The sequence below is a fragment of the Azospirillum cavernae genome (genome assembly GCF_003590795.1).
Lineage (GTDB): Bacteria > Pseudomonadota > Alphaproteobacteria > Azospirillales > Azospirillaceae > Azospirillum > Azospirillum cavernae.
The window spans coordinates 417,974-439,689 of sequence record NZ_QYUL01000004.1; the positions used below are offsets into that span (position 1 = coordinate 417,974).

20 protein-coding genes are annotated in these 21,716 nt (G+C 67.8%); 6 read left to right on the top strand and 14 right to left on the bottom strand.

Annotated features, from left to right (window positions below; all coding sequences use genetic code 11):
• Nucleotides 1–28 precede the first annotated feature (28 nt).
• On the top strand, nucleotides 29–940 hold the full coding sequence (gene lhpI, locus D3877_RS25040; RefSeq protein WP_119833505.1) for a bifunctional Delta(1)-pyrroline-2-carboxylate/Delta(1)-piperideine-2-carboxylate reductase: 912 nt from the start codon (nucleotides 29–31) through the stop codon (nucleotides 938–940).
• 9 nt (nucleotides 941–949) lie between these two features.
• Here the strand turns inward: lhpI and D3877_RS25045 are convergent, their stop codons facing one another.
• The 14 genes from D3877_RS25045 to D3877_RS25100 form a co-directional block, all read right to left on the bottom strand.
• A complete protein-coding gene (locus D3877_RS25045) occupies nucleotides 950–1,648 on the bottom strand; it encodes a response regulator (protein WP_119833506.1) in 699 nt (232 codons plus the stop codon).
• Nucleotides 1,645–3,408, bottom strand: coding sequence for a DUF4118 domain-containing protein (locus tag D3877_RS30665; RefSeq protein WP_238475069.1), 1,764 nt, complete (start codon nucleotides 3,406–3,408; stop codon nucleotides 1,645–1,647). The genes D3877_RS25045 and D3877_RS30665 overlap by 4 nt, the downstream gene beginning before the upstream one ends.
• Nucleotides 3,405–4,358: a sensor histidine kinase KdpD gene (locus D3877_RS30670; RefSeq protein WP_238475070.1), complete on the bottom strand. Its 954-nt coding sequence runs from the start codon at nucleotides 4,356–4,358 to the stop codon at nucleotides 3,405–3,407. Before D3877_RS30670 ends, D3877_RS30665 begins: the two co-directional genes overlap by 4 nt.
• A 198-nt stretch (nucleotides 4,359–4,556) precedes the next feature.
• Nucleotides 4,557–5,165 (bottom strand): K(+)-transporting ATPase subunit C, encoded by a 609-nt coding sequence (locus tag D3877_RS25055; RefSeq protein WP_119833637.1) that lies wholly within the window; start codon nucleotides 5,163–5,165, stop codon nucleotides 4,557–4,559.
• Between the two features lie 14 nt (nucleotides 5,166–5,179).
• Nucleotides 5,180–7,318: a potassium-transporting ATPase subunit KdpB gene (kdpB, locus tag D3877_RS25060; protein WP_119833507.1), complete on the bottom strand. Its 2,139-nt coding sequence runs from the start codon at nucleotides 7,316–7,318 to the stop codon at nucleotides 5,180–5,182.
• 14 nt (nucleotides 7,319–7,332) lie between these two features.
• The gene (gene kdpA, locus D3877_RS25065) at nucleotides 7,333–9,054 is read right to left on the bottom strand and encodes a potassium-transporting ATPase subunit KdpA (RefSeq protein WP_119833508.1); all 1,722 of its coding nucleotides are present in this window, start codon (nucleotides 9,052–9,054) and stop codon (nucleotides 7,333–7,335) included.
• 11 nt (nucleotides 9,055–9,065) lie between these two features.
• Nucleotides 9,066–9,155 carry a K(+)-transporting ATPase subunit F gene (locus tag D3877_RS25070; protein ID WP_042698952.1) on the bottom strand — a complete coding sequence of 30 codons (90 nt, stop codon included), beginning with the start codon at nucleotides 9,153–9,155 and terminating at the stop codon, nucleotides 9,066–9,068.
• A 299-nt stretch (nucleotides 9,156–9,454) separates the two neighbouring features.
• Nucleotides 9,455–9,586 carry a hypothetical protein gene (locus tag D3877_RS30905; RefSeq protein WP_274379646.1) on the bottom strand — a complete coding sequence of 44 codons (132 nt, stop codon included), beginning with the start codon at nucleotides 9,584–9,586 and terminating at the stop codon, nucleotides 9,455–9,457.
• An 82-nt stretch (nucleotides 9,587–9,668) separates the two neighbouring features.
• Nucleotides 9,669–9,857: a hypothetical protein gene (locus D3877_RS25075; RefSeq protein ID WP_119833509.1), complete on the bottom strand. Its 189-nt coding sequence runs from the start codon at nucleotides 9,855–9,857 to the stop codon at nucleotides 9,669–9,671.
• 129 nt (nucleotides 9,858–9,986) lie between these two features.
• The gene (locus D3877_RS25080; RefSeq protein ID WP_119833510.1) at nucleotides 9,987–10,580 is read right to left on the bottom strand and encodes an IMPACT family protein; all 594 of its coding nucleotides are present in this window, start codon (nucleotides 10,578–10,580) and stop codon (nucleotides 9,987–9,989) included.
• 7 nt (nucleotides 10,581–10,587) lie between these two features.
• Nucleotides 10,588–11,538, bottom strand: a complete 951-nt coding sequence (locus D3877_RS25085) for a sugar-binding transcriptional regulator (RefSeq protein WP_119833511.1) — start codon at nucleotides 11,536–11,538, stop codon at nucleotides 10,588–10,590.
• Between the two features lie 333 nt (nucleotides 11,539–11,871).
• Complete coding sequence (locus D3877_RS25090; RefSeq protein WP_119833512.1) at nucleotides 11,872–13,485, bottom strand: FGGY-family carbohydrate kinase; 1,614 nt, start codon at nucleotides 13,483–13,485, stop codon at nucleotides 11,872–11,874.
• A gap of 37 nt (nucleotides 13,486–13,522) precedes the next feature.
• Nucleotides 13,523–14,197: an HAD family hydrolase gene (locus tag D3877_RS25095; RefSeq protein ID WP_199720955.1), complete on the bottom strand. Its 675-nt coding sequence runs from the start codon at nucleotides 14,195–14,197 to the stop codon at nucleotides 13,523–13,525.
• 46 nt (nucleotides 14,198–14,243) lie between these two features.
• Nucleotides 14,244–15,020, bottom strand: coding sequence for an SDR family NAD(P)-dependent oxidoreductase (locus D3877_RS25100; RefSeq protein ID WP_119833514.1), 777 nt, complete (start codon nucleotides 15,018–15,020; stop codon nucleotides 14,244–14,246).
• Nucleotides 15,021–15,491: 471 nt separating this feature from the next.
• Here D3877_RS25100 and D3877_RS25105 point away from each other — a divergent pair, with 471 nt between their 5' ends.
• The 5 genes from D3877_RS25105 (at nucleotide 15,492) to D3877_RS25125 (ending at nucleotide 21,703) form a co-directional block, all read left to right on the top strand.
• Entirely contained in the window at nucleotides 15,492–16,802 is a 1,311-nt protein-coding gene (locus tag D3877_RS25105; protein ID WP_119833515.1) for an ABC transporter substrate-binding protein, read from the top strand.
• Nucleotides 16,803–16,881: 79 nt separating this feature from the next.
• Nucleotides 16,882–17,763, top strand: a complete 882-nt coding sequence (locus D3877_RS25110) for a carbohydrate ABC transporter permease (RefSeq protein ID WP_119833638.1) — start codon at nucleotides 16,882–16,884, stop codon at nucleotides 17,761–17,763.
• Between the two features lie 8 nt (nucleotides 17,764–17,771).
• The gene (locus D3877_RS25115; protein WP_119833516.1) at nucleotides 17,772–18,593 is read left to right on the top strand and encodes a carbohydrate ABC transporter permease; all 822 of its coding nucleotides are present in this window, start codon (nucleotides 17,772–17,774) and stop codon (nucleotides 18,591–18,593) included.
• A 158-nt stretch (nucleotides 18,594–18,751) separates the two neighbouring features.
• Nucleotides 18,752–19,885 (top strand): ABC transporter ATP-binding protein, encoded by a 1,134-nt coding sequence (locus D3877_RS25120; RefSeq protein ID WP_119833517.1) that lies wholly within the window; start codon nucleotides 18,752–18,754, stop codon nucleotides 19,883–19,885.
• 135 nt (nucleotides 19,886–20,020) lie between these two features.
• The gene (locus tag D3877_RS25125) at nucleotides 20,021–21,703 is read left to right on the top strand and encodes a methyl-accepting chemotaxis protein (protein ID WP_158599998.1); all 1,683 of its coding nucleotides are present in this window, start codon (nucleotides 20,021–20,023) and stop codon (nucleotides 21,701–21,703) included.
• Nucleotides 21,704–21,716: the final 13 nt, after the last annotated feature.

Below are 21,716 nucleotides of genomic sequence, written 5' to 3' on the forward strand. Positions count from 1 at the left end.
CGTCGTCCTCATTAGGAGAGTCCTTCCCATGCCGGGATCCACCATGCCGGTGCTGAACGCCGACCAGACCGCCGCCCTTCTGCCCTTCGGGCCGTTGTGCCGGATTCTGGCCGACACGGCGCGCGATTACGCCGCCGGGCGCATCACCGCCCCGGAGCGGCAGGTGTTGCCGCTGCCGTTGGACGGCGTGCTGCTGTCGATGCCCGCCACCGCGTCGGACATCGCCATTCACAAGCTGGTCAACGTCTGCCCGGCCAACGGCGCGCGCGGGCTGCCGACCATTCACGGCGTGGTCAGCCTGTTCGACGCCGCCACCGGCGCGCCGCTGATGGTGCTGGACGGGCCGACCGTCACCGGGCGGCGGACCGCCGCCGTCTCCCTGCTGGCCATCCAGACCTTGGCGCCGCAGCCGGTGTCGCACGTCGCGTTGATCGGCGCGGGCAAGCAGACCGCCAGCCACATCGAGGCGCTCGCCGCCCTGCATCCCGGTCTCCGGGTCGACGTCCACGCCCGCAGCCTGGACGCCGCCGCCGCCTTCGTCGCCCGTCAGGGTGAAACGGGTTTGGATCTGCGCCCCGCCTACGGCCCGGTCGATGCCGCCGCCCAAGTCGTCATCGCGCTGACCACCAGCCGCAGCCCGGTGTATGACGAACAGCCGCGCCCGGATCGCCTGTTGATCGGCGTCGGCGCCTTCAAGCCGGAGATGGCGGAGTTTGGCGCGGTCCCGGTTCTGGGCAGCGCGGTTTTCGTCGATGACCCGGCGGGCGGGCGGCACGAGGCGGGCGACCTGATCCAGGCCGGTTTCGATTGGACCAAGGTCCACTCCCTGGCCGACGCGCTGGACGGCGCCGCCCCCGACGCGCCGCGCCTGTTCAAAAGCGTGGGCTGCGCCGCCTGGGATCTCGCCGCCGCCCGCTGCGCCCTGGCGCAGCGTGGCTGACCAAACGCCTCAATCCGGCGCGCGCAAGCGATAGCCGACGCCGGTTTCGGTCAGGATGTGGTGGGGACGCTCGGGATCGGGTTCGATCTTCTGGCGCAGTTGGCGGATGTAGATCCGCAGATACTGAACATCGGTGTCCCCGCCCCACACCTCTTTCAAGATGAAGCGGTGGGTCAGCACCTTCCCCGCATGCGCCACCAGAATGCGCAACAGGTCGTATTCGCGCGGCGACAGCTTCACCTCCGCCCCCTGCGCCGTCACGATCCGGCGCACCAGATCGACCGTCAAGGCGCCGCTGCGGAAGACGGGCCGTTCGCCCTGCTGTTGCAGCTTGTGGCGCATGGCGGCGCGGAGGCGGGCCAGCAGCTCATCGACGCCGAAGGGCTTGGTCACGTAATCATCGGCGCCAAGATCCAGCGCCTCGACCTTCCCCGCCTCGTCCGCCCGGCTCGACAGCACGATGATGGGCAGGGTCGCGCCGCCGCCGCGCAGGCGGCGGATGACCTCCAGCCCGTCCATCCCCGGCAAACCGAGATCGAGCACCAGAACGTCCGGCGACATCCGTCGCACCTCGTCCAGCGCCTTCACGCCATCCTCGGCCTCGACAATGTCGTAACCCTGGGCCGTCAGGCTGGTGCGCAGGAAGCGCCGGATCGGCGGTTCGTCATCGACGATCAGCACGCGCAGGGGGGCGGCTTCGGATTTCACAGCGGCGTCTCCTCCAACCGGGGCAGGGCTGTGGCTTCGGGCAGGGTCAGGGTGAAGACCGCGCCGCTGCGGTCGCGGCGGTTGGCGGCGGTGATGGTCCCGCCCATCGCCTCGACAAAGCCCCGGCAGATCGCCAGCCCAAGCCCGGTGCCCGCGCGCTGCCGGTCCTGGGCGTGGACACGATAGAACTTGTCGAAGATGCGTTCCACGTCTTCAGGCGGAATCCCGTCGCCCTCGTCCAACACCTCGACCCGCACCCGCCCCGGTTCCGCGCGGGCGCGCACGGTGATGAGCGACCCGGCGGGGGCGTATTTGCCCGCGTTGTCCAGCAGGTTGAACAACGCCTGTTCAAACAGCACCGCGTCGATCTCCACCATCGGCAGATCGGCGGCGAGATCCATCGTCACCCGATGCCCGGCCAGGATGCGCCCGACCCGCTCCAACGCGCTGCCGACCACCTCCGACAGATCGACCGCGTCGGCGCGCGGGCGGATCGCCCCGGATTCCAAGCGCGTCATGTCCAACAGATTGGCGATGAAGCGGTTCAGCCGCTCCGCCTCCTCCTGGATCGTCGAGGTCAACTCCAGCCGCGCCGCGTCGTCGAGCATCGGCCCGTAGCTCTTCAGGCTGGTCGCCGAGCCGAGGATGGAGGCGAGCGGCGTGCGCAGATCATGGGAGATCGAGGTCAACAGGGCCGACCGCAGCCGTTCGGTTTCCGCCGCCAGCTTGGCCCGGTCCACATCCTCGGCCAGCGTCACCCGCTCGATGGCCAGCGCGGCCTGGTCGATCAGGGCGTCGAGCAAGCGGCGCTGGTCGGGCGTCAGAAAGCTGCCGGTCCGCGCGCCGGCGCCGCCGGTGTCGATGCCGACGACGCCGACCAGCCCACGCCCGGTGCGCATCGGCAAAAACAGCCATTTGGCGCCGGGCAGCGTGTCGGCCCCCCGGCCCGTCGGGCGGTTGTTTTCCCAGGCCCAGATCGCGGCGGCCAGATCGGCGTCCTCGATCACGTCCTCCGGCGGGTATCCGGCGCGGACGGCGACGCTTTCCCCCTCCGGCAACAGCAACACGACATGGACCTTCAGCATGGCGGCGATCTGATAGGCGGTGGCCCACAGCAGATCGTCCATGGTGATGACCCCGGCCAGCTTGCGGCTGAACAGATAGAGATCCTCGGTGGTCTTGACCCGCGCCCGCGCCGTCACCGCCTGCGCCCGCACCCGCGCGGTCAGATTGCTGGCGATCACCGCGACCACGGCGAAGACGAACAGAGCGACGATGTTCTCGGGATCGGAAATGGTGAAGGTGTAGAGCGGCGGCAGGAAGAAGTAATTGAAGGCCAGCACGCTGACGACGCTGGCGTAGAGCGACGGGGCCAACCCGCCGGTGACGGCGCTGGCCAGCACGGCGGTTAAGAAGACCAGCGCCATGTTGTTGAGCGCCAACACCCGGTGCAGCACATGGCCCACCCCCAGCGCCGCCGCGACATAGCCGGTGGCGGCGACGTAGGGCCACCACAAGAAGGTCTCGCGGCCCGACGGCGCGGTCTTGACCGTTTTGGGCGGGATCGGGTCGCCGGAATTGGCGGCGATCACATGCACGCTGATGTCGCCCGCCCGGCGGATCAGGCTGTGCGCCACCGACCCGCGCAGCAATTCCGACCAGCGCGAGCGCCGGGATTTGGCGATGACGAGGTGGGTGACGTTGTTGGCGCGCGCGTGTTCGACGACGGTTTCGGCCACGTCGCGGCCGGGCGCCGTCACCGCCTCCCCCCCAAGCGTTCGACCAGACGCAGGGTGTCGGCGATGCGGTCGCGTTCGGCCTCGGTCAGGCGCAGGGCGCGGCTGGTTTCGACATGGATCGCCCCCCAGCGCGCGCGCAGCCGTTCGGCCTGTCGGCGGGCGTAGCGGACCAGCGCCGCGCCGGTGGCGTCCTCGTTGACGCAGACCAGCAGCCGCTCCCCCGCCGCCCAGGGGCCGGAAATCGCGTTCGCCTGCATGTGGGTGAGCAGTTGCTCGTCCACCCGCTCCGCCGTGCGGCGCAGGGCCAGCTCGCGCAGCGCGGTGAGGTTGCCGGGCGAGAAGTAATGGCGGATCGCCCGTTCCGCCGTGCGCGGGACATAGACCTTGCCCTGCTGAAGCCGCTGGATCAGGTCGTCCGGCGTGATGTCGATGACTTCGATGTCGTCGGCGCGGTCCACGATGGAATCCGGCACGGTTTCCCGCACGCGGACGCGGGTGATCTTGGCGACGACGTCGTTCAGGCTTTCGACATGCTGGATGTTCAAGGTGCTGTAGACGTCGATTCCGGCGGCCAACAGTTCCTCGACGTCCAGATACCGCTTGGCGTGGCGGGAGCCGGGAGCGTTGGTGTGGGCCAACTCGTCCACCAATACGATCTTGGGCCGCCGGGCGAGGATGGCGTCGAGGTCCATCTCGTCAAGCAGGCGGTCCTTGTAGTCGATCTGGCGGCGCGGAACGACCTCCAGCCCCGCCACCAGGGCTTCGGTTTCCCGCCGTCCGTGGGTTTCCACCACGCCGACCACGATGTCGATGCCTTCCCGGCGCTTGGCCTGGGCGGTTTGCAGCATCTCAAAGGTTTTGCCGACGCCGGGGGCGGCGCCCAGAAAGATTTTGAGGCGCCCACGCTCCTCCCGCGCCGCCTGACGCAGCAGCGCGTCGGGCGATGGTCGGTTGTCGCGCTCCTCAGTCATCCGGCGGCGTCCTCCCCCATGCGATTCTTCATTCCCAAGCGTCGCTGCGCTGGCGCGTCGGCCCCCTCCCCGACCCTCCCCCGCTCACGCGGGAGAGGGAGCTTGGAGCCTTGTCGGCCTGAGGCGGAGTTCCCTCTCCCGCAAAGCGGGGGAGGGTTAGGGAGGGGGCGACGCGCGCGCAAACCTCTGCGCATCTGCTTACCGGCTCGCCGCCGCCTTGTCCAAGGCAAGGTTGAGCGTCAGCACATTGACCGTCGGCTCTCCCAGAAAGCCAAGCGCGCGCGGCGTGGTGTTGGCGGCGACCAGACGCCGGACCTCATCCTCGGACAGGCCGCGCGCCTTGGCGACGCGGGGAACCTGGAACTCGGCGGCGGCGGGCGACAGATCGGGGTCCAGCCCGCTGCCCGACGCCGTCACCAGCTCCACCGGCACCGGCTTGCCCGGATTTTCCGCCTTCAGCCGTTCGGCGTCGGCCTGGACCCGCTCGACCAGCGCCTTGGAGGTCGGGCCGAGGTTGGATCCCATCGAGTTGGCGGCGTTGTAGGGGGCCGTCACCGTCTTGGTCGCGTCCGCCGGATCAGCGGCTGTGGTCGCCGAGGGGCGCGGCTGGAAATACCGCTCGCCGGTGAAGGGTTGGCCGATCAGGGCGGAGCCGACCACGACGCCGTTCCGCTCGATCAGGCTGCCGTTGGCCTGATGGGGAAACACGGCTTGGGCAATCCCAGTGACGGCCAGGGGATAGGCGAGGCCGGTGATGACCGTCAGGGCGACGGTCATGACCAGCGCGGGACGCAGTTCCTTCAACATGATGTCCAATTCCCTCAAACAAGGCCGATGGCGGTGACGAGCAGGTCAATCGCCTTGATGCCGACGAAGGGCACGACCAGACCACCCAAGCCATAGATCAACAGATTCCGGCGCAGCAGCGCCCCCGCCCCCACCGCCCGATAGCGCACGCCGCGCAGGGCCAGCGGGATCAAGGCGATGATGATGAGCGCGTTGAAGATGATCGCCGACAGGATGGCGCTTTCCGGGCTGGCCAGACGCATCACGTTCAGCGCGCCCAGTTGCGGGTAAAAGGCCAGGAACATCGCCGGGATGATGGCGAAATACTTCGCCACGTCGTTGGCGATGGAGAAGGTGGTCAGCGCGCCGCGCGTCATCAGCAGTTGCTTGCCGATCTCGACGATCTCGATCAGCTTGGTCGGGTCGCTGTCGAGATCGACCATGTTGCCCGCCTCGCGCGCCGCCATGGTGCCGGTGTTCATCGCCACGCCGACGTCGGCCTGGGCCAAGGCGGGCGCGTCGTTGGTGCCGTCGCCGCACATGGCGACCAGCTTGCCCTTGGCCTGTTCGTCGCGGATGAGCTGGAGCTTGGCTTCGGGGGTGGCCTGGGCCAGGAAATCATCCACCCCGGCTTCGGCGGCGATGGCGGCGGCGGTCATCGGGTTGTCGCCGGTGATCATCACCGTCTTGATGCCCATCCGGCGCAGCTCGGCGAAACGTTCGCGGATGCCGCCCTTGACGATGTCCTTCAAATGGATGACGCCCAGCAGACGCCCGTCCTGAACCACGGCCAGCGGCGTGCCGCCCGCCTTGGCGACGCGCTCGGCGATCGCCAGCAACTCGCGCTCGGCGGGGTCGCCCGACAGGGCGGACGCGCTTGCCGGGCGGATCGTCGCGACGGTGGTTCCGGCGCTCGCCGACATGGCGATCCGGCCAGGTCCATGGGCGAAGGCCAACACCGCGTCCACCGCGCCCTTGCGGATGCTGGTTCCCTCGGCGTCGATGCCGCTCAACCGGGTTTGCGCGGTGAAGGGGACGAAATGCGCCCGCATCTCGGCCATGTCACGGGCGCGGATGCCGTAGCTTTCCTTGGCCAGCACGACGATGGAACGGCCTTCCGGCGTCTCGTCGGCCAGCGAGGCGAGTTGCGCGGCGTCGGCCAGCGCCTGGGCGGACACGCCGGAGACCGGCAGGAATTCCGCCGCCTGCCGGTTGCCCAGCGTGATGGTGCCGGTCTTGTCGAGCAGCAGCGTGTCCACATCGCCCGCCGCCTCCACCGCCCGGCCCGACATGGCCAGCACGTTGAAGCGGACCAGACGGTCCATGCCGGCGATGCCGATGGCCGACAACAGCGCGCCGATGGTGGTCGGGATCAGCGTGACGAACAGCGCCACCAGAACCAGCACGCTGACCGAGCCGCCCGCGTAGGCGGCGAAGCTGGGGATCGTCGCCACGGCGATGACGAAGATGATGGTCATCCCCGCCAGCAGGATGTTCAGCGCGATCTCGTTCGGCGTCTTCTGGCGCTGCGCGCCCTCGACCAGCGCGATCATGCGGTCGAGGAAGGTCGAGCCGGGGGCCGCCGTGATCCGCACCTTGATCCAATCGGAAATCACCTGGGTGCCGCCCGTCACCGCCGAACGGTCGCCGCCGCTTTCGCGGATGACCGGGGCGGATTCGCCGGTGATCGCCGCCTCGTTGACGGAGGCCACGCCCTCCACCACCTCGCCGTCGGACGGGATGATGTCGCCCGCCTCCACCAGCACCACGTCGCCCGGCTTCAGCCGGGTGGCGGGGACGAGCTGGCTGACCTGACCGTCCGCCCCCAGCAGGCGGGCGTTGGTTTCGGTCTTGGTCTTGCGGAGGCTGGCCGCCTGGGCCTTGCCGCGCCCCTCCGCCACCGCCTCGGCGAAATTGGCGAAGATCAGGGTGAACCACAGCCAGACGACGATCTGCGCGCCGAACCCGACGCCAGCGGCGCCCGTCGCCATGTCGCGCAGCAGCAGAAGGGTGGTCAGCGCCGCGACGATCTCGACGCAGAACATCACCGGGTTGCGGGCCATGACGCGGGGGTCGAGCTTGCGGAAGGAACCGGCGACCGCCGGGCCGAGGATGGCCGGGTCCAGCAGCGTGCTCGCCTGCGAACGACCGACCTTTTTCGTGTGAGCGTCCATGAACGGAATTCCGATCAGTAGAGGGTTCCGGCGGTCATCGCGAGATGCTCGACGATGGGGCCGAGCGCGAGAGCCGGAAAGAAGGTCAGGCCGCCGACGATCAGGATGACGCCGACCAGCAGGCCGACGAACAGCCCATCATGGGTGGGGAAGCTTCCCGCCGACACGGGCGAGCGCTTCTTGGCCGCCAGCGATCCGGCGATGGCCAGCATCGGCACGATCACGAAGAAACGACCGACCAGCATGCCGACGGCCAGCGTCAGATTGTACCAAAGCGTGTTGCCGGTCAGCCCGCCGAACGCGCTGCCGTTGTTGGCCGCTGCCGAGACATAGGCGTAGAGCGCTTCGGAAAAGCCATGCGGCCCGGCGTTGGCCATCGACGCGGTTCCGGTGTCGAGCACGACGGCGACGGCGGTCCAGCCCAGCATCATCACCGGCAGGCACAGCACGGCGAGCATGGTCATCTTGACCTCTTTCGCCTCCAGCTTCTTGCCGAGATATTCCGGGGTGCGCCCGACCATCAGACCGGCGACGAACAGCGCGATGATGGCGAACAGCAGCATGCCGTACAGACCGGCGCCGACGCCGCCGATGATGATTTCACCCAGCATCATGTTTATCATCGGGATCATGCCGCCCAGCGGCATGAAGCTGTCATGCATGGAATTGACCGCGCCGCAGGAGGCCGCCGTGGTGACGGTGGCGAACAGAGCCGACGCGGCGACGCCGAAGCGGGTTTCCTTGCCTTCCATGTTTCCGGCCAGACCATCGACGCCGCCATCGATCCCGAAGGCTGCGAAGGCCGGGTTGGCCTGCGCCTCCGCCCAATAGGCGACGGACACGCCCGCGACGAACAGAACGCCCATGGCGGCCAGAATGGCCCAGCCCTGGCGCTCGTCGCCGACCATGCGCCCGAACAGGTTGGTCAAACCGGCGCCCAGCGCGAAGATCGACAGCATCTGAACCAGATTGGTCAGCGCGTTGGGATTTTCGAACGGGTGGGCGGAGTTGGCGTTGAAGAAGCCGCCGCCGTTGGTGCCCAGCATCTTGATCGCCTCCTGCGAGGCGACGGGGCCAATGGCGATGCTTTGCTTGGCGCCCTCCAGCGTGGTGGCGTCGATGAAGCCGCCCAAGCTCTGCGGCACCCCCTGCCAGACCAGGAACAGCGCGTAAACCAGGCAGAGCGGCAGCAGCACATACAGCGTGCAGCGGGTCAGATCGACCCAGAAATTGCCGATGGTGCGGGCCGACGCGCGGGCGAAACCGCGCACCAGCGCCACGGCCAGCGCGATGCCGGTCGCCGCCGACACGAAATTGTGGACGGTCAGCCCGGCCATCTGCACGAGATTGCTCATCGTGCTTTCGCCGCCGTAATTCTGCCAGTTGGTGTTGGTGGTGAAGCTCGCCGCCGTGTTGAAGGCGAGATCGGCGGGCACGTTCGCCATCTCCTGCGGGTTGAAGGGCAGGACGGCTTGAAAACGCTGCATCGCGTAAAGCGACAGCATGCCGACGGCGCTGAACAGCAGCGCCGACACGGCGTAGGACACCCAATGCTGTTCGCGGCGTTCATCAACGCCCGCCAGCCGGTACAGCCCACGCTCCACCGGGCCAAGCACGGGGGACAAGAGGTTGCGTTCGCCCGTGAAGACGTTGGTCATGAAACCGCCCAGCGGGCGCGTCACGGCGACCACCAGGGCGATGAAGACCAGAATTTGAATCCAACCGTTGACGGTCATGGGGAGGCTCCTCAGAACCGTTCGGGGCGGATCAGGGCGTAGACGAGATACGCCAGAAGACCGGCGGTCACGAGACCGGCCAGCGCATAATCAAGGGTCATGGACGCCTCCTCACAGCCGGTCGCAGGCGTGGACATAGGCGATCGCCCCGGCGAAAAATCCGACGGTGATCGCAAGGACGAGAATGTCGAGCATGAATCGTCTCCCAAGGGCGCGTCTCGACGCCGCCGCGCACCGGGCGGCGGAGACAGGCGCGAACAGACCGGACCGGCCCCCCGCGTCGCCGAGGCGACGCCGAAAGCCCATCCGACCCGGAGACGATGCGCCTCAGGCGCATATAGATTCGAGACGGGGCGGAGGCGGCTTGGCGTATAAATCCCATATACGCCGGGTTGGGTGGTCAGTCGCGGTGGCGGCGCCCCAAACGCCGCCCGTCGCGGCGGCGCGCGGTCCGCCCTTCGGCCACGCGGAGCCAGACATAGGCGCAAGCCAGGAGCATGAGGAGACCAACCAACACGCCATCAACGATCATGGACAACCACCCGCCGCCTTATCGCCCACAGATTTCCGCGCCGTCGGACAGAGGGCGGCGCGCCCACGGGAATTATCGGGCTTTATCTGACAAAAACATCAACCATGAGGTGCAGCGCAAGCGCCAACAGCAGGAAAAAGGCGATGGTGAGCGCCATGTCGGCCAGAACCTCCCGCGCCTTGGGGATTTCGTCCGGCGGCGGGTTTGCGTCTTCGGGATTCAGCGTCGGGCGGCGGGGTTCCAGCGCCGTATGTTCCACAGTCCACACCATGAGAGCCTCGCGACCATCGGGATCCGGTCTTCGCCGGTTCCTTTCAATGAAGGCCGTCGGCCATATAAAAGCGATGGGGCGCGCGATGGGGCGGAATATAGACGGGCTATAGGGAACCGGAACCGCCGGTCAGGCCGCGTCGCCGCGCTGGATCTCCGCTTGGCCGCGCGTGGCGTCGGCGGTTTTGCGGATGACCTCCTCCACCTGCCCGCAGGGGACGGTGACGCGCAGCAGCACGCCTGCGGGGGTGAAGCCGGTGTTTTCGACCAGGGTCGCCGGAAGGGCGGCGAGCGCGGCGCGGAGTCGCGCCTCGTCGGCGAAGGCGCAGGCGACGGACAGGGTGGCGAAGGCGATGATCGGTTCGCGCGCCATCGCGCGCAGACAGGACGAGGCCGTGCCGCCATAGGCGCGGACCAGGCCGCCGGTTCCCAGCAGAATCCCGCCGAACCAGCGGCTGACCACCACCGCCACGCGGTCGAGATCCTGCCCCTCGATGGCCTGAAGAATCGGGCGTCCGGCGGTTCCCCCCGGCTCGCCATCGTCGTTGAAACGGTGGAGCGCGCCGACGCGAAAGGCCCAGCAATTGTGACCGGCGTCCGGGGCGCCATGCGCCGCGATGAAGCGGCGCGCCTCGTCTTCGTCGTTGACCGGCCCCGCCCAGGCGACGAAGCGGCTTTTCTTGACGTCCTGCTCGAATCGCCCGGCGCCCGTCAGCGTGAACATCGCCGCGTCAGCCCAGCGACAGGATGGCGGCGGCGGTGCGCTCGTCGGTGATGAGGCCCTTGGCCAGTGTACCGCGCAGGGCGGCGCGGATCGCCATCACCTTTTGGTCGCCGCCGCCGACGATGATGGTGTTGCAATCCTTCAGGATGGGCAGCGGCACCCCAACCATGCGGTCGTTGACCGCGCCGTGCAGCGGCTCGCCGACGTTGTTGAACACGCGCCCGGCGATTTCGCCGACGCCGCCCAGATCAATCAGCTCCATCAGTTCGGCGTCGTTGACGAAGCCGTCATGGTGAAAGGCGGAGTTCCAGGCGATGCTGCCGACCCCGACGAAGCAGGCGGCGGTTTGCGCCACCAGCTCCAGAATGCGGGTGTAGGAGCGTTGGGCGCGCAGCACCTGCGCCTCCTCCACCGCCTCCGTCACGCTGGGGGTGGGCAGCGGGAAGCCCGAGGCGCCGGTGCGCTCGGCCAGGCTCATCACCACCTCATAGGGCGCGGCGCGGCCATCGCGCAGCATGGCGCCGACCAGCGAGACGGTCTTGTGCTCGGGCCGGTTCATCGTCATGACCTCGGCCACGGCGGCGCGCAGCGTCCGCCCGGTGGACAGGCCCAACACCGTCGGTTCGCGCGATTCCAGATAGGTTTCGATCTGCTCGGCGGCGGCGATGGCGATGCCGGGGATCGGGTTGGGCTGGCCGGGATCGACCGGCATCACCGTGCATTGGGTCAGCCCGTAACGCTCGCGCAACCGCTCTTCCAAGGCCACAGCCTCGGCAATGGGGTGGTTCAGGCGGAATTTGATGAGCTTTTCGGCCACCGCCAACGACACCATGCGCTGGGCCGCCTGCCGCGACACGTTCAGCTTCGCCGCAACCTCGTCCTGGGTGTTCCCGGCGATGTAGTAGAGCCAAGCGGCGCGCGCCGCCTGATCGAGCTTCCGGCTGTGACGGTCTGACATCGGGGCGTTCGGTTCCTGCTGCCGGTTTCGGGGTCAGACTACGTGAAAAGCGAATCCGGTGGCTATGGGTTGTGTTGGCTCAAGGGTTGATCCACGCCGCAAAATGGAAAAAGGGGCCGGGCGACAAAGAGCGCCCGGCCCAAAGGAACCCCGCTCCAAGGCAAACGGAGGGGGCTGGAGGGTGACACCACGGGGACGGCCATGGGGCAAGCCCCATGGATCGCGCGGCGACCGAACCGACGCCGCGCGACGACAACCGGCCTTCCGTCCCCACCAAGGCCGGCCGGTTCAGCCCCCGCGCCGATCCGGGCGCGGGGATGCTTGTGTGAACAATCAGGCGGGCGCGCTGACCAGCAGTTGGTCCAGTTCCAACCGTTGGCGGTGCATGGCGAGAAACACCGCGTAACGCCGGTCGTGCATGGCGCGGGCCTGCGGGGCCGGGTGCAGCAGCGTGTCCGTCCCGGCCATGGCGCGGGCCGCTTGCGCCAAACCAGGATGCAGACCCGCCCCGGCGGCGGCGGCGGTCGCCGTTCCCAGCAACACCGGCTCGGCGCAGCCGGAGCGGGCGATGGCGCAGCCGCAGGCGTCGGCGTAGAGCTTGACCAGAAAGGGGTTGGCGGCATGGCCGCCGCTCAAATGAATGGTGTCGATGGCGTATCCGGCCTCGTTCATGCGGTCGATGATGTGGCGGACCCCATAGGCGATGGCCGCCGCCGTCGCCCAATAGAGTTCCAGAAGGGATTCGGCGCTGCGGTCCAGCGTCAGACCGGAGATCACCCCCACCGCGTTCGGATCGGCCAACGGCGAGCGGTTGCCGTGGAAATCGGGCAGAACATGCAGGCGCGGGGCCAGCGCCTCCCCCTCCCCTTGCGTGATGCGGGCGTGCAGGATGGCGCCGATGGCGTCGTGCGGCTTGGGACCGAAGGACGCGCGGGCCGGGTGGCTTTCGACGATGTGGTCCAGCAAGGCGCCGGTCGCCGATTGCCCGCCCTCGCTCAGATGAAAGCCGTCGCAGACCGCGCCGTAATAAGGCCCCCAGACGCCGGGGATGAAGCGTGGCGCCGCTGTCAGCCCCATGTTGCAGGAGGAGGTTCCGGCGATCAGCGCGATCCGGTTGTCGATGCTTTCGCCGACATGCGCGCCGAGCGTGCCGAGCGCCCCGGCGTGGGCGTCGATCAACCCGGCGGCGACGACGCAACGGGTGGTCAGCCCCAGCGCGTCCGCCGCCTGCGCGGTCAGCGGGCCGATAGGGTGGCCGATGGGCAAGGCGCGGTCGGGCGCCCCGGTCCGTTCAAAAAAATCATCCAACCCGACCCGCGCCAGAAAGGCCCGGTCCCACGGCTGTTCGGCGTGGGCCAGATAGGTCCATTTGCAGGTCAGCGTGCAGACCGACCGCTCGTTCCGTCCGGTCGACATCCAACTGAGGAAATCCGCCAGATCGAAGGCCAGACCGCAGCGCGCCCAAGCGTCAGGCCGGTGGCGCTTCAGCCACATCAGCTTGGGGATTTCCATTTCCGGCGACATCCGCCCGCCGAGAAAGCGCAGCACTTCCGCCCCGGTGGCGCTGCATTCCTCGGCCTCCGCGATGGCGCGGTGGTCCATCCAGACGATGGTGTCCCACTGATCCGGAGCGTCGCCATCCGGCGACACGCCGATCTTGCCCCCGTCGGCCTGCCGCAGCACCAGGGAGCAGGTGGCGTCATAGGCGATGCCGACCACCCGATCCGCCGCAGCGCCCGACGCCGCCACCGCGTCGCGCACGGCGGCGCAGACCGCCTGCCAGATGTTCGCCGAATCCTGCTCGACGAAATCGGCCTGCGGGCGGTGGGTGGCGATGGGGCGCACCGCCCGGCCCAGCAGGCGGCCGTCCGGCGTGAACATGCCCGCCCGGACGCTGGTCGATCCGACATCGACGCCGATCACCGTCTCGGCGGCCTCGCTCGTCATCCTGTCCTCCCCACGCGGCTTTGGTTGGTTCCGTTTCTCACCGCAGCGTCAACGCGTCGGCGCCGCGCGTCAACAGAAGCGGCAGGATCGGGTCGAGGAAATCGGCGACCGTCGCGTCGGCCCCGGCCTGGCGCAGGGCGTCCGCCGACAGCGTCGTCGTCAGCCCGACCGTCAGGATCCCCGCCGCCTTGGCCGCCTGCACGCCGGGGAGCGAATCCTCGAACACCAGCGCCTCGCCCGGCTGCATCCCCAGCGCGGCCAGCGCCGTCTGGTAGGGCAGCGGATCGGGTTTGGAGCGCGGCAGCTCCTCCCCCAGAACCAACGGGTCGAAAACGCCGGTCAGTTTCAGCAAATCCAGCACATGACGCACGTTGGCCGCCGGGGCGTTCGTCACCAGCCCGATGCGGGCGCCCAGACCGCGCGCCCGCTCCAGCAGGGCGTGCAGACCGTCAATCGCGGTCAGCCCGCCCGACGCGCGGCGGAAGGCCGCCTCCTTGTCGTCGGCGAAGCGGTCATGCTCGGCGCTGCTGGCGTTGGGGAACAGGTCGCGGCAGATCGCCTCGTTGGAGCGGCCCGAGATCGCCGTCTTGAAGAACTGGTGGTCGATGGCGATGCCATGCGGCTCCAACGCGGCGACGAACGCCTCGAAATGCAGCGGATCGGTGTCGGCCAAGGTGCCGTCCAGATCAAACAGCAAAGCCCGGATAGCCACAATCTCACCCTTTCCTCATCAACGACGGTCTCGGCGGCGCTCTAGCTTACCAGCAGCTGTAACCGGCGTCGGCCAGAACGATGGAGCCGGTCATCAGGCTGGCGGCGTCCGACGCCAGGAACAGCACGACGGAGGCGATTTCATCCGGCTGGCCGATGCGCGCCATCGGCGTCATTTCAATCCAGGTGCGGTAGAGGTCGCCGCCCTCCTCCATGCCGAATTTGGTCAGCGGGGTTTCGATGTAGGTGGGGGCGACGGCGTTGATCCGCACCCCGCGCGCGCCCCATTCGGCGGCCAGCGAGCGGGTCAAATGATGCACCGCCGCCTTCGACGCGTTGTAATAGCTTTGCGGCTGCGGCTTGTTGACGATGAAGCCCGACATCGAGCCGATGTTGACCACCGCGCCGACGCCGCGTTCCAGCATGTGGCGGCCAAAGGCCCGGCAGCACCAGAAAACGCCGTTCAGATTGACGTCGATGACGTTCAGCCAATGCTCGTCCGTCACCTCTTCGCCCGGCGTGCCGCTGCGGGCGATGCCCGCGTTGTTCACCAGAATGTCGATCCGGCCATGGCGGGCGACGATGTCGTCGGCGACGCGGGTGACGTCGTCGGGCTTGGTCACGTCGAGCAGGACGACGTCGGCGCTGAAACCGGCGGCCTCCAGCTCCGCCTTGCCGCTGGCGGCGACCGCCGCGTCCACCTCGGCGATGACCACGACGCCGCCCGCCTCGGCCAGCGCCTGGGCGCAGGCCAAACCAATGCCGCGCCCGCCGCCGGTGACGACGGCGACGCGACCCGAAAGATCATATTTTTTCATATACATGGCGTTTCCCCGGTGCGGATCCCGTGGCGGGTCCGAAAGGAGCGTGGGCGGGGGCGACGCTGCGCGTCCCCGGCGGCCCACGCGATTGAGCGAATGTCACCTATATGAGAAATAGCCCAACCGCCCTGTCAACAAAAATTTGTTGGGTGAGCGGACGCTCAGCGAACATCCGGCGTATTGCTGCGTTGCAGCGACCAATATCGGCCTTATGTTGCGCCGCACGCGATATTTCATCACGCAGCCTCAGAAATTCGCTTGACGCACGAAGTGTTTTATTGCTCACTTATCGAGCAAACGCCCAATTTGGGAGGCGCCATCGCCCCGGCAAGATGTGGGCAAACGCTCAAAACTCGTCAAAATGCCCGCTCTGACGCCCGATGCGGCGCGCCATCGCGACCGTCCGTCATTTTGCCCTTTTCCAAAAGCGCCCAAAGCCTCGACTATCCAATCAAAAAGCGGAGGAAACGTACAATGCGCAAGACCATCGCCGCCACGCTCATGGCGGGCTTCACGAGTTTCGGGGCCACCATCGCGGCGGCGGAGACGCTGACCATCGCCACGGTGAACAACGCCGACATGGTCGTGATGCAAAAGCTGTCGCCCAAGTTCAAGGAAAAGACCGGAATCGACCTGAATTGGGTCATTCTGGAAGAAAACGTGCTGCGCCAGCGCGTCACCACCGACATCGCCACCAAGGGCGGGCAGTTCGACGTCGTCACCATCGGCGCCTATGAAACGCCGATCTGGGGCAAGCAGAACTGGCTGGCCTCGCTCGACGATCTGGGCGATTCCTATGATTACAAGGACGTGATCGAGCCGGTCCGCAACATGCTGACGGTGAACGGCAAGCTGTACGCCGCGCCCTTTTACGCCGAAAGCTCCTTCACCTATTACCGCAAGGATCTGTTCGCCCAGGCCGGTCTGACCATGCCGGAACAGCCGACCTACACCGACATCAAGAAATTCGCCACCGCCCTGCACAAGCCCGCCGACAACCAATATGGCATCTGCCTGCGCGGCAAGCCGGGCTGGGGCGAGAACATGGCCTACGTCGGCACGCTGGTGAACACCTTCGGCGGGCGCTGGTTCGACATGGATTGGAAGCCGCAACTGACCTCGCCGGAATGGAAGGAGGCCGTCACCTTCTACGTCGACATCCTGAAGAATTACGGCCCTCCCGGCGCGACCTCCAACGGCCACAACGAAAACCGCGCGCTGTTCTCCTCAGGCAATTGCGCCATGTGGATCGACGCCACGGCGGCGGCGGGCCACATCTACAACCCGGCGGAAAGCAAGGTCGCCGACAAGACCGGCTTCGCCAAGGCCCCCGTCGCCAAGGTCGAAAACGGCGCCGGTTGGGGTTGGGCCTGGGCGCTGGCGGTGCCGAATTCGTCCAAGAAGTCGGACGCGGCGAAAAAGTTCATCGCCTGGGCGACGTCGAAGGATTACGTGACGCTGGTCGGCGAAACGCAGGGCTGGGTTTCCGCCCCTCCGGGCACCCGCAAATCCACCTATGACAACCCCGAATACAAAAAGGCCGCTCCCTTCGGCGAGACGGTGTTGAAGGCGATCCTGGCCGCCGACCCGACCCACCCGACGGCCCAGCCGGTTCCCTACGCCGGGATCCAGTTCGTGGCGATCCCGGAATTCCAGGGCATCGGCACGCAGGTCGGTCAATCGGTCGCCGCCGCCCTGTCGGGGCAGAGCACGGTCGATCAAGCGCTCCAATCCGCCCAGACGGCGGTTGAGCGCACGATGAAGCAGGCCGGCTACATCAAGTAAGCGTCCAACCGGCGGAGGGGCGCGCCGACCGCGCGCCCCTCTTCCGTCCGCCGCATCCCGTTTTTTGGACATCCGCATCATGAACCAGCCAATCAAGGGAGGACGGGGCGTCAACGCCCTGCCGTTCGTCGCCCCGTCGGTGGTCATCCTGTTCATCTGGATGATCGTCCCGCTGGTGATGACGCTGTGGTTTTCCTTCCAGCGTTACAATCTTCTCAGCCCCGAGCTGTCCGGCTTCGTCGGCCTCAGCAATTACAGCTTTCTGCTGACCGATTCCTCGCTGTGGATCGCCATGGCCAACACGCTGCTGCTGGTTGGCGGGGTGCTGGCGATCACCATCGTCGGCGGCACGCTGCTGGCGGTGCTGTTCGATCAGGAGTTCTTCGGCAGCAAGATCGCCCGCCTGCTCGCCATCGCGCCCTTTTTTGTGATGCCGACGGTCAGCGCGCTGATCTGGAAAAACCTGCTGATGCACCCGGTCAACGGCGTCAGCGCCGCCATCGCCCGCGCGCTGGGCCTTCAGCCGGTGGATTGGTTCGGCCAATGGCCGCTGTTCTCGGTCGTCGTCATCGTCGCGTGGCAATGGTTGCCCTTCGCCCTCTTGATCCTGCTGACCGCGTTGCAATCGCTCGACCATGAGCAGAAGGAGGCGGCGCGGATGGACGGGGCCGGGCCGCTGGCGATCTTCTGGTACATCGTGCTGCCGCACATGGGCCGCGCCATCAAGGTGGTGGTGATGATCGAGACCATCTTCTTCCTGTCGATCTTCGCCGAAATCTACGTGACCACCGGCGGCGGACCGGGGTTGGCCTCCACCAACCTGACCTATCTGATCTATCTCCGGGCGCTTCTGGAATACGACATCGGCACGGCGTCCGCCGGGGGCGTCATCGCCATTGTTCTCGCCAACATCGTCGCGGCCTTCCTGGTCCGCTCGATCGCCCGCAATCTCGACGCGTGAGGGCCGCCATGCGACTGAAGCTCGACACACACGCCGCCCTCAGCCTCGCCGGTTGGCTCGCCGCCAGCGCGCTGTTCTTCCCCATCGCCTGGATGCTGCTGACCAGTTTCAAGACGGAGATCGAGGCGGTGGCGACCACCCCGTCGCTGATCTTCACGCCGACGCTGGACAATTACATCACCGTCCAGGAGCGCGCCGACTATCTGAAATTCGCCCTGAACAGCGTCGTCGTCTCCTTCGGCTCGACCCTGCTGGCGCTGGCGCTGGCGGTTCCCGCCGCCTACGGCATGGCCTTTTTCCCGACCAAGCGGACGCGCGGCACCCTGTTGTGGATGCTGTCCACCAAGATGATGCCGCCGGTCGGCGCGCTGGTGCCGGTGACGCTGGTCTTCCGCGATCTGGGCCTGATCGACACGCTGGCCGGGCTGATCTTCGTCTACGCGCTCATCAACCTGCCGATCGTGGTGTGGATGCTCTACACCTTCTTCCGGGAAATCCCGCGCGAGATCCTGGAAGCCGGGCGCATGGACGGGGCCACCCCGCTGGACGAGCTGCGCTTTCTGCTGCTGCCGCTGTCGCTGCCGGGCCTGGCCTCCACCGGCCTGCTGGCGGTGATCCTGACCTGGAACGAAGCCTTCTGGAGCTTGAATCTGACTGCCGCCCAGGCGGGTCCGCTGACCGCCTTCATCGCCTCCTTCTCGGCGCCGGAGGGGCTGTTCTGGGCCAAGCTGTCGGCGGCGTCCACCATGGCGGTCGCCCCCATCCTCGTCTTCGGCTGGCTCAGCCAGCGGCAACTGGTGCGCGGCCTCACCTTCGGCGCCGTCAAGTGATACCGCCCCGCCACGCGTGTGGCGTGTCGTATCGCGTTCAAACGCCACGCAGGCTTTACCGCGCCCACGCGGGCGCGCCGCCGCCGTCGCGGCGGTCGGCGAACGCTTGAAAGACCAGTTCAAGCGTTCGCCGATCCAATCTCTCGGGAGTATCCCTCATGGCAAACCTCACGCTGAAGGCCGTTCACAAAACCTACGGCAACCATTCGGTCATCAAGGGCGTCGATCTGGAGATCAAGGACCGCGAGTTCGTCGTCTTCGTCGGCCCGTCGGGCTGCGGCAAATCCACCCTGCTGCGGATGATCGCCGGGTTGGAGGAGATCTCCTCGGGCGACCTGATCCTCGACGGCCGGCGCGTCAACGACGTGGCCCCGGCGGGGCGCGGGCTGGCGATGGTGTTCCAGAGCTACGCGCTTTATCCGCACATGAGCGTCGCCGACAACATGGCCTTCTCGCTCAAGCTCGCCCGCGTGCCCCAGGAGGAGCGCGACGCCAAGGTGAAGGCGGCGGCGGACGTCCTGCAACTGGACCATCTGCTCGACCGCAAGCCGGGGCAATTGTCGGGCGGCCAGCGCCAGCGCGTCGCCATCGGCCGCGCCATCGTGCGCCAGCCCAAGGTCTTCCTGTTCGACGAGCCTTTGTCCAACCTCGACGCCTCGCTGCGCGTGCAGATGCGCATCGAACTGGCCCGCCTGCACGAGCAGCTCGACGCCACCATGGTCTATGTGACCCACGATCAGGTCGAAGCGATGACGCTGGCCAGCAAGATCGTCGTGCTGCGCGCGGGCGAGGTCGAGCAGGTCGGCAGCCCGCTGGAGCTGTACCACCACCCGCGCAATCTGTTCGTCGCCGGTTTCATCGGCAGCCCGAAGATGAACAGCGTGCCGGTCACATGCCTGAGCGTGGACGAGACGAACGGCGTCACCGTCGGCGTCGGCCAGGGGGCGGTGACGGTTCCCGTGCGCGGCGGCGAGGCCATCGCCGGGCGGGCGCTGACCCTGGGCGTGCGGCCCGAGCATCTGATGCTGGACGATGCCGGGCCGGTGCGCGGCGAGGTGTCGGTGGTCGAGCGGCTGGGCGGCCAGACCTTCCTCTATGTCCAAACCGCCGAGGCCGGGTTGCTGGTGGTGGAGGCCGACGGTGAAACCGCCGTCGATCTGCACGAAACCGTTGGCCTGTCGCTGCGCGCCGACGCCTGCCATCTGTTCGACGCCAACGGCCTCGCGTTGGAGCGCCTGAACCGCCACGCCCTGCTGGACCGCAAGGCCGGGCGCGGATCGCGGGCGCGCTGACGCCGCCTCTCTTCTCTTAAAAACCCCCCTCGACGCACAGACCAAGGACGAATGCGGCGCCGCCCGGCGCCGTCATCCCTGGTCTGTCGCCCATCCGCGCCTCATGCGCGCCCCATCCGCAGCAGGAGCACGGCCATGCTCGCCCGAATTGGACTGACTCAAAAGACGCTGCTGATCGTCGCCGTGCTGGCCTTCGGCCTGTCGGCGGTGGCCGCCGTGGGCGTGCGCGGGCTGAATCGCGACCGCGAACGGTTGGGCAGCGTGCAGGGCGGCGGTCAGGTGGCGCTGGACGCGGCGGGGCTGAAAACCCGCATCACCGCCATCAACCGGGCTGAATTCGCCGTCGCCGCCAACCCGGCGGTCGTCGACCGTTTTTCCGAACGGCTGCAAAGCGATCTGGACGGGGCGTTGGCCGACCTCGCCCGCTTGGTGGAGCGCGGCGCCGTCGCCAAAGCCGACGCGGCGCGGCTGGAGGCCGACCTCACCCAGTATGGTCAGAACATCAAGAAGGTCATCGGCGCGGCGCAGGTGGCGATTCTCGACCCGACGGCGCGCGACGCCATCGTCGATCTGTTGCTCGACGGGCGCGAGCTGGTCGAGCGGATCGAAGCCGCCGCGTCCGCCATTTCCAGCGGAACCGCCGCGTCCGCCGCATCCGCAGCCCAGGCGGCGGACGCCGACGCCGCCGACGCCATCGCCGTGATGATCGGGGCCGCCGCGCTGGCCGCTCTGCTGGGGGCCTTGACGGCGGTGCTGATCGCGCGGGTCGGCATCATCGGGCCGTTGCAACGCAACCTGTCGGCCCTGCGCCGTTTGTCGGAGGGGGACGTCAGCGTGGCGATCACCGACGGCCACCGGCGCGACGAGATCGGGGCCATGGCCGACGCGATGCAGGAGTTTCGCCACGCGCTGGAAACCCGCGCCGCCCTGGAGCGCGAGGCGATGGCCCGCACCGAAACCGACCTGCGCCGCGCCCGCCGCATCGACGCGCTGACCCACGAATTCCGCGAGCGCATCGGAGCGATCACGGCGGAGCTGTCCAACGCCTCCGGTTCCTTGGAGCAGACCGCCGAGGACATGACGAAAATCGCCGAAGACGCCTTGTCGATGTCGTCGAACGCCTCGCAGGCGGCCAGCCAGTCGGGCCACGCCGTCACCTCCGTCGCCGCCGCGACCGAACAGATCGCCGTGACCGTCAACGACATGGCCAGCCAGATCGACCGCATGCGCGGCATCGCTGACGAGGCGCTGCACGGCGGGGAACGCACGGTGGCGCGCACCCGGCAAGTCACGTCGGCGGTGGACAGCGCCCAGCAGATCGCCAACTTCATCAGCGCCATCGCCGCCCGCACCCATCTGTTGGCGCTGAACGCCACCATCGAAGCGGCCCGCGCCGGGGAGTATGGCCGGGGCTTCGCCATCGTCGCCGGGGAGGTGAAGGAGTTGGCCCAACAGGTCAGCCGCGCCACCGACGACATCGGCGAGCGGCTGCGCGACCTGCACGGGCTGGCGTCGGCCTCGATGACCGAGGTGGAGGGCATGCACGCGGTGACGGAGGATCTGGGCGAAGCCTGCGCCCTCATCAGCGCCGCGATTGAGGAGCAATCCGCCGCCGTCGCCGAAATCAGCCAGCGCATGGCGGAGGCCGCCGTCAACACCAACACCGTCACCGACGGCATCACGGCGGTGGCCGAACGCGCCGAACGCTCCACCGCGCGGGCGGGCGAAGTGCTGCGCTCCGCCGGTCATTTGTCCGACCAAGCCGACCGGCTGACCAGCAGCGTGTCGGGCTTCCTGCACAGCATGGCCGCCGCGTAAACGAACGGGCGTC